Raw genomic sequence first — 413 nt, 5'->3', positions numbered from 1 at the left:
AGGCCCCCGCAGCACCACGTTGAAGGCGCGGTTAATGGCCGCGCGCGTGCCTGGATGAAGTCCGTGTTGCGTAATGGCCGTATTGACCGCCGCCTCCAACGCTGCTGGGCGCACTTCGCCCGCAGCAGGCGCCAGCGTTGACCAGTGCAGACCCTGCTGCTCGAGGTGACACAGAAATCGTGAAATCGTAGAGCGATATTGCCGGGGAAGGGTTGTGGGCAGTTGCGCCATCACGGCTTGGTGTTCGGGCCACACAGGTATCAGGCGGACTACACCGGAAGGCCCCTGCAGCACCACGTTGAAGGCGTGGTTAATGGCCGCGCGCGTGCCTGTCTGAAGTCCGTGTTGCGTAATGGCCGTATTGACCGCCGCCTCCAAGGCTGCTGGGCGCACTTCGCCCGCAGCAGGCGCCA

1 protein-coding gene is annotated in these 413 nt (G+C 64.2%); it reads right to left on the bottom strand.

Translation table 11 applies throughout. From position 1 onward, the window contains the following. On the bottom strand, positions 1 to 413 hold a 413-nt coding region (locus WLY71_RS31725), incomplete at both ends, for a hypothetical protein (RefSeq protein ID WP_347806591.1).

The sequence above is a fragment of the Pseudomonas rossensis genome (assembly GCF_039888995.1).
Classification (GTDB): domain Bacteria; phylum Pseudomonadota; class Gammaproteobacteria; order Pseudomonadales; family Pseudomonadaceae; genus Aquipseudomonas; species Aquipseudomonas rossensis.
The sequence above is the reverse complement of the archived record's forward strand: the minus strand, read 5'-3'. Positions and strand labels throughout refer to the sequence as shown.